Genomic DNA, 5,473 nt, shown 5'->3' with positions numbered 1-5,473 from the left:
GCATTAACGGCTGCGGTAGTAGCTTCGTTAGCGGGTAAAGCAAACAGTATTGCAACTATTTTTACGCTCGATATTTATAAAAAAGTATTAAATGTTGATGCTACGGAGAAAAATCTGGTAACAACAGGTAAAATTTCGATCGTTGTAGCAATGATTTTGGGTGTATTAATCGCCCCGCATTTAGGAATCGATAAAAAAGGTGGCTTCCAATACATTCAGGAATATACAGGATTTGTATCACCGGGTATTTTTGCCATGTTCATCCTTGGTTTCTTCTGGAAAAGAACAACATCAGGTGCGGCATTATTTGCTACCATTGGTGGTTTCGCCTTATCTATCCTGCTTAAATTCTTGCCTAATTACACCGATCTTTCATGGTTATCAAGCACTGGTTTTTCAGTGAAAAACGCAGTTGGAATTTACGAAGTACCATTTTTAGATAGAATGGGTTTTGTTTTTCTATTCTGTATCCTCGGGATGGTAATTATCAGCTTATCGAGCAATAAAGCTAAAGCCGAAGCTAAAGGGTTGGCCATTGATGCAAAAATGTTTAAAACCAGCAGCAGCTTTGCAGTTGGAGCATTGTTAATTATCGGGTTGCTGGTAGCGCTTTACAGCGTTTATTGGTAAATCATCTATAACAATAATCGCACTTACTTTGACAATCTTTTGGCTCATTTTGCCTTTAAGATTGTCAAAGTTTAGGTTAATTTCTACTAATAACCAACAATCAAATTGCAATGGCCAATGGCGATCGCTCTAAGAGTTGATTGTTAAGTTTCATCGAGTTGTCATCCTGAGCGTAGTCGAAGGATCTTTTGTAATAGATTGCGGATGGTAATCAAACTCAAACTGATTTGTCATCCTGAATGCAATGAAGTATCTTTTAATGTGTGAAATAAATGGAATAGATTTCTCCATTCCGTTGCACTACAGTCGAAATGACGACTTTTCGATCACGAGTTAATAAGTAGGCTAAGCTTTAATGTCCTTAATTTCTTAATGGTCAAAAGAATGGAAAATGTAAGATGGAAAATGAATGGGGGTTGAATGACCAATACCCAATTTTCAACATAGACCTCTATAAACGCTCTGCATGTATCAGCATAATCTGCGGGAAATATAGTGAAAAAGTCGGGTGTCCGAGGTCCGAAGTTTGGGTGGTGAAGAGAAAACTCAGTGTCCTTTGTGATCTTTTCTCTGCAAACTCGGTGGTGAAAAATGGAAAAGTAAGATGGATGAGGGTGAATCAATAATCAAATCCCAATAACTAAAAACTACTTTTCTTCCTCAGTAGCCAATTTCCTCACCAACCAGGGTAATGTAAGCCCTTGCCCGATAAGCGTAAAAAGCACCACCACAACAGAAATAAAGATGATAGCATTGCGCTGGGGAAAAGCACTTCCATCCGCTAAAGTTGCCGGTAATCCTATTGCAATGGCCAGCGAAACGATGCCCCGCATACCCGACCAGCTAATAATCAGGCTATTTTTGAAATCCAAAAGTGCATCTTCTGTAATCCGGTGTCTTCCTTTCTGAAAAGCCTTCTGAAGGTTTGATCGCTGTAAAAATACACGTGCCATCCTAAGCAATAAAGCTACTATGGTAATCGCCAACGAATAACCAATATATGGAAGAATATCCGCGCTGTTGATATTTTTATACACATAAGGGAACTGTAATCCGATTAAAATAAAAATCAATCCGTTCAATAAAAAGATAATGATATCCCAAATGTTTTTCGACTGGTTTTTAAGCTTTTCAGGAAATACCTTATGGCTAAATCTCGAAATACCCAAGCCCAGCATTACTACTGCAATTACGCCTGAAACATGCAGGTGCTCTGCAATTAAATAGGTAACAAAGGGCATTAATAACATAAAACTGATGGTAGCTAGCGGGTTATCCTGTATTCTTTTGAGAATGAAACCCAATATCCTCGACATGACCATCCCGATCAAAAATCCACCGGCCATTAAAACCACAAATTCCAATGATGCTTTCCAGAATACAAAAGCAGTTCCGGTTACTGCCGCTACCGCAAAACGGTAGGCCACCAATGCCGATGCATCATTAACCAAACTTTCGCCCTCCAAAATGGTATTCGTTTTATGCGATAGTCCCAATCCTTTGGTAATGCTCATGGCTGCAACAGCATCAGTAGCCGAAAGAATAGCACCGAGTACAAAAGATACTGGCCAGCTCATTCCGGGGATCATATAATGTGCCACTACAGCAATGCCGATAGCCGTAATAAAAACCAGTGATATTGCTAATGTTAGTATGGTATTGATGTTGGTTTTAAATTCCTTAAACGAAATATTAAAAGCAGCATCGTAGAGTAAAGGCGGTAAAAAAATCAGGAAGATGATTTCCGGATTGATATCAATAGGGGGAAGGGAAGGAATAAAACCAACGGCTACACCCGCAATAATCAATAAAATAGGATAGGGGATTTTAATGTGATCGGCAATGGACGACAAACCGATCATTACCGCTAAAATAAATATTACAATGGCATAATTTTCCATAGCTGGTTGTATTGGCCCTAAAAACAATAAAACAAATCCGATCACTTAACGGATCAGGGCCGGCAAAGCGTTTAGAAATTACCGCTGTAACCTAGGTCTTTTACTTTTAAAAGGTTGATTGGTTTTTGGCTTGGCTGCTTTTGCTCCGCTTTCCTCTTCCGATATTTTAACGGTAATCACATTGCCTTTAAATGTTTCATTATTTAAGGTAGATACAATATTTTTTGCATCCGGAAGGCTATATATTTCCAAAAAAGCGTAGCCTTTGCACTTGCCCGTAGACCTATCGCGTACAATTTTAATTGTTTCTACCCTGCCGTGAAGACTAACCAGTATTGCCAAATCCATCTCTTGGATATTGTCGGGAAGGCCGCCTATAAAAATCTTAACCATTAATTTAGTATTTGAGAGAACGTCCGGCAAAATCCATTTTGAAACCAGAGCTGTTCTTTTAGATCTGCAAAATAAGCAAAATGATATTCTTACCCAAACAATAAAATAAATTTCACCTCATTTTTATCTTAAATTCCTGAACCACCAGTTGCCATATTGATATTCACGGTCAGAAAATGTACATTTGGTTTCTAACTAAAAAATTAAATAAAATATGGGCACATTAAAGTTAAAATCTTTATTTCTAATTATATCCCTACTATTTATATCCCAATTTTTACAAGCTAAAATTATTTTGCCCTCGGTTTTTAGTAACAACATGGTTTTACAACAAAAAACGAATGTTGCTATATGGGGCAAGGCTACAGCCGGAAAAGCCGTTAAAATAAACGTTTCGTGGAATAAAATTAACTATGGTGCCATTGCCGATGCAAACGGTAACTGGAAGATTAAAATCGGAACACCGGCTTATGGCGGACCATATACAATTTCCCTTTCGGATGGTGAATTATTGGTGCTTAATAATGTTCTTATCGGCGATGTGTGGATCTGCTCAGGTCAATCCAACATGGAAATGCCACTGGCCGGTTGGGGGAAAATCCTCAATTATGAAAAGGAGATTGCCGATGCCAAATTTCCGAACATCCGCTTATTGCAGGCAGAACATGTTACCAGTAACGTGCCGTTAAGCGATGCAAAAGTAACCAATGGTGGCTGGCAGGAATGTAGCCCCAAATATGTAGCCGAATTTTCTTCAACAGCCTATTTCTTTGCTCGCGAAGTTTACGAAAAAACTAAAATCCCAATCGGTTTGATCCATACCTCATGGGGTGGAACCATTGCTGAAGCCTGGACCAGTGCCGAATCACTTAAAAAAATGGCCGATTTCTCTGCTGCCGTTGATAAAATACAGATGGCTGCCAAAGATCCTTCTTCTGTAACTTCTTATGAAGAAAAAATGCAGAACTGGGTTAAAGTCATCAATGAAAAAGATTCTGGTTATCAGGCCGGGGAGGCAAAATGGACCAAAGCAGTAACGGCTGATTGGAAAAACATGACTTTGCCAACCTTATGGGAAGACGCAGCGCTAAAAAATTTCGATGGCATTGTATGGTTCAGTAAAAAAGTTACCATTCCCGAAAACTGGAAAACAAATGAGGTGAAACTTAACCTCGGAACGATCGATGATAATGATATTACTTATGTAAATGGTGTTAAAATTGGCGAAACAGTTGGTTATAATGTCGGTAGATCTTATGCAGTGCCTGCTAATCTGCTAAAAGCTGGAGAAAATACCATAACTGTTCGTGTTTTCGATAGCGGCGGCGGCGGTGGTATTTATGGTGAAGCCAAAGATTTAAATTTGGTAAATAATGCTAGTGAAAAAATATCGTTGGGGGGCGACTGGAAATACAAAGTTGGTTTGGATTTGAGTAAAACCGGCCCCAAACCTGCCGATGAGAGTGGACCCAACCGATCAACAGTTTTATATAATGCTATGCTTAACCCTTTCATCCAGTTTTCGATTAAAGGTGCAATATGGTATCAGGGCGAGAGCAATGCCGATAGGGCATATCAATACAGGGAATTATTTCCGGTGATGATTAAAGACTGGCGCCAGAAATGGGGGCAGGGCGATTTCCCTTTCTATTTTGTTCAGCTGGCCAATTTTATGCAGGTAGATAATACTCCGGTTGAATCGGCCTGGGCAGAGCTAAGGGAAGCGCAGCAGAAAACACTGACCTTGCCAAATACCGGTATGGCAACCATTATCGATATTGGCGACGCTAAAGATATCCATCCAAAAAATAAACAGGAGGTGGGCAGAAGATTGGGTTTAATTGCATTGGCCAAAACTTATGGTCAAAAGAATAATTATTCCGGCCCCGTTTATCAATCCAGTAAAGTTGAAGGGAAACAGACCCATTTAACTTTTGGCAACACTGCAAATGGATTAAAAATTTCAAACGGTAGCGAACTTACCGGTTTTGCCATTGCCGGCGCAGATAAAAAGTTTTATTGGGCAAAAGCTGTTATCCAGGGGAACCAGATAGTAGTAAGCAGCGATAAGGTAGCCAATCCGGTTGCAGTGCGTTACGCATGGGGAAATAATCCGGTTGCTAACCTAACGGCTAACGATGGTCTTCCGGCTTCTCCATTTAGAACTGATAGCTGGCAGGGCATCACTTTCGGAAAGAAATAATTTCTAGAAAATAACTTTTATGTTGAACCCAACAGTTTACAATAGGTAAATTGTTGGGTTTTGTTATTTTTAAATGTTTAGGGGGCTGTGCTAGCTTGCTTTGAAAATAAACAGGTTTTACCGAATAACGCCAGTCAATCCCGGGTGCTGGGGAATCAAAAAAACAGTTGCAAAATAGAATAATTAGCATTGCCAAACCTGAAACGCAGTGGTTTTGTGCTGTTAAGCAGAACCGCTAATTTAGTACCTGCTGCACAAAACAGAGTGCCGCTGTTTTTTTGATGCGGCTGGGCCTTGTGTGAAAGCACATTGCTGGATTGACGAAGCGCTTTGGGTACTTTGGCGC

The 5,473-nt window shown here is 39.8% G+C and carries 5 protein-coding genes; 2 read left to right on the top strand and 3 right to left on the bottom strand.

The genetic code is table 11. The features are described from left to right. The coding region (locus B2V92_RS12940) for a sodium:solute symporter family transporter (protein ID WP_414691895.1) at nucleotides 1–630 on the top strand (630 nt) is incomplete at its 5' end. A 647-nt stretch (nucleotides 631–1,277) separates the two neighbouring features. On the opposite strand, the gene B2V92_RS12935 is transcribed toward B2V92_RS12940, so the two are convergent. Together B2V92_RS12935 and B2V92_RS12930 are read right to left on the bottom strand one after the other, a co-directional pair. Next, nucleotides 1,278–2,531 carry a Na+/H+ antiporter gene (locus B2V92_RS12935; RefSeq protein WP_293308651.1) on the bottom strand — a complete coding sequence of 418 codons (1,254 nt, stop codon included), beginning with the start codon at nucleotides 2,529–2,531 and terminating at the stop codon, nucleotides 1,278–1,280. 78 nt (nucleotides 2,532–2,609) lie between these two features. Continuing rightward, nucleotides 2,610–2,924, bottom strand: coding sequence for an RNA recognition motif domain-containing protein (locus B2V92_RS12930; RefSeq protein ID WP_293308649.1), 315 nt, complete (start codon nucleotides 2,922–2,924; stop codon nucleotides 2,610–2,612). Between the two features lie 319 nt (nucleotides 2,925–3,243). Between B2V92_RS12930 and B2V92_RS12925 the strand changes: the two genes are divergently transcribed. Continuing rightward, complete coding sequence (locus tag B2V92_RS12925; protein WP_293308645.1) at nucleotides 3,244–5,127, top strand: sialate O-acetylesterase; 1,884 nt, start codon at nucleotides 3,244–3,246, stop codon at nucleotides 5,125–5,127. 155 nt (nucleotides 5,128–5,282) lie between these two features. Here the strand turns inward: B2V92_RS12925 and B2V92_RS12920 are convergent. Next, nucleotides 5,283–5,473 (bottom strand): hypothetical protein (locus B2V92_RS12920; protein WP_293308643.1); only part of this gene is annotated, 191 nt, incomplete at its 5' end.

The organism is Pedobacter sp. UBA5917, assembly GCF_002432345.1.
In the GTDB taxonomy this organism is placed as follows: Bacteria; Bacteroidota; Bacteroidia; order Sphingobacteriales; family Sphingobacteriaceae; genus Pedobacter.
Note: the sequence above shows the minus strand (reverse complement) of the source record. Positions and strands in the feature narration are given on the sequence as shown.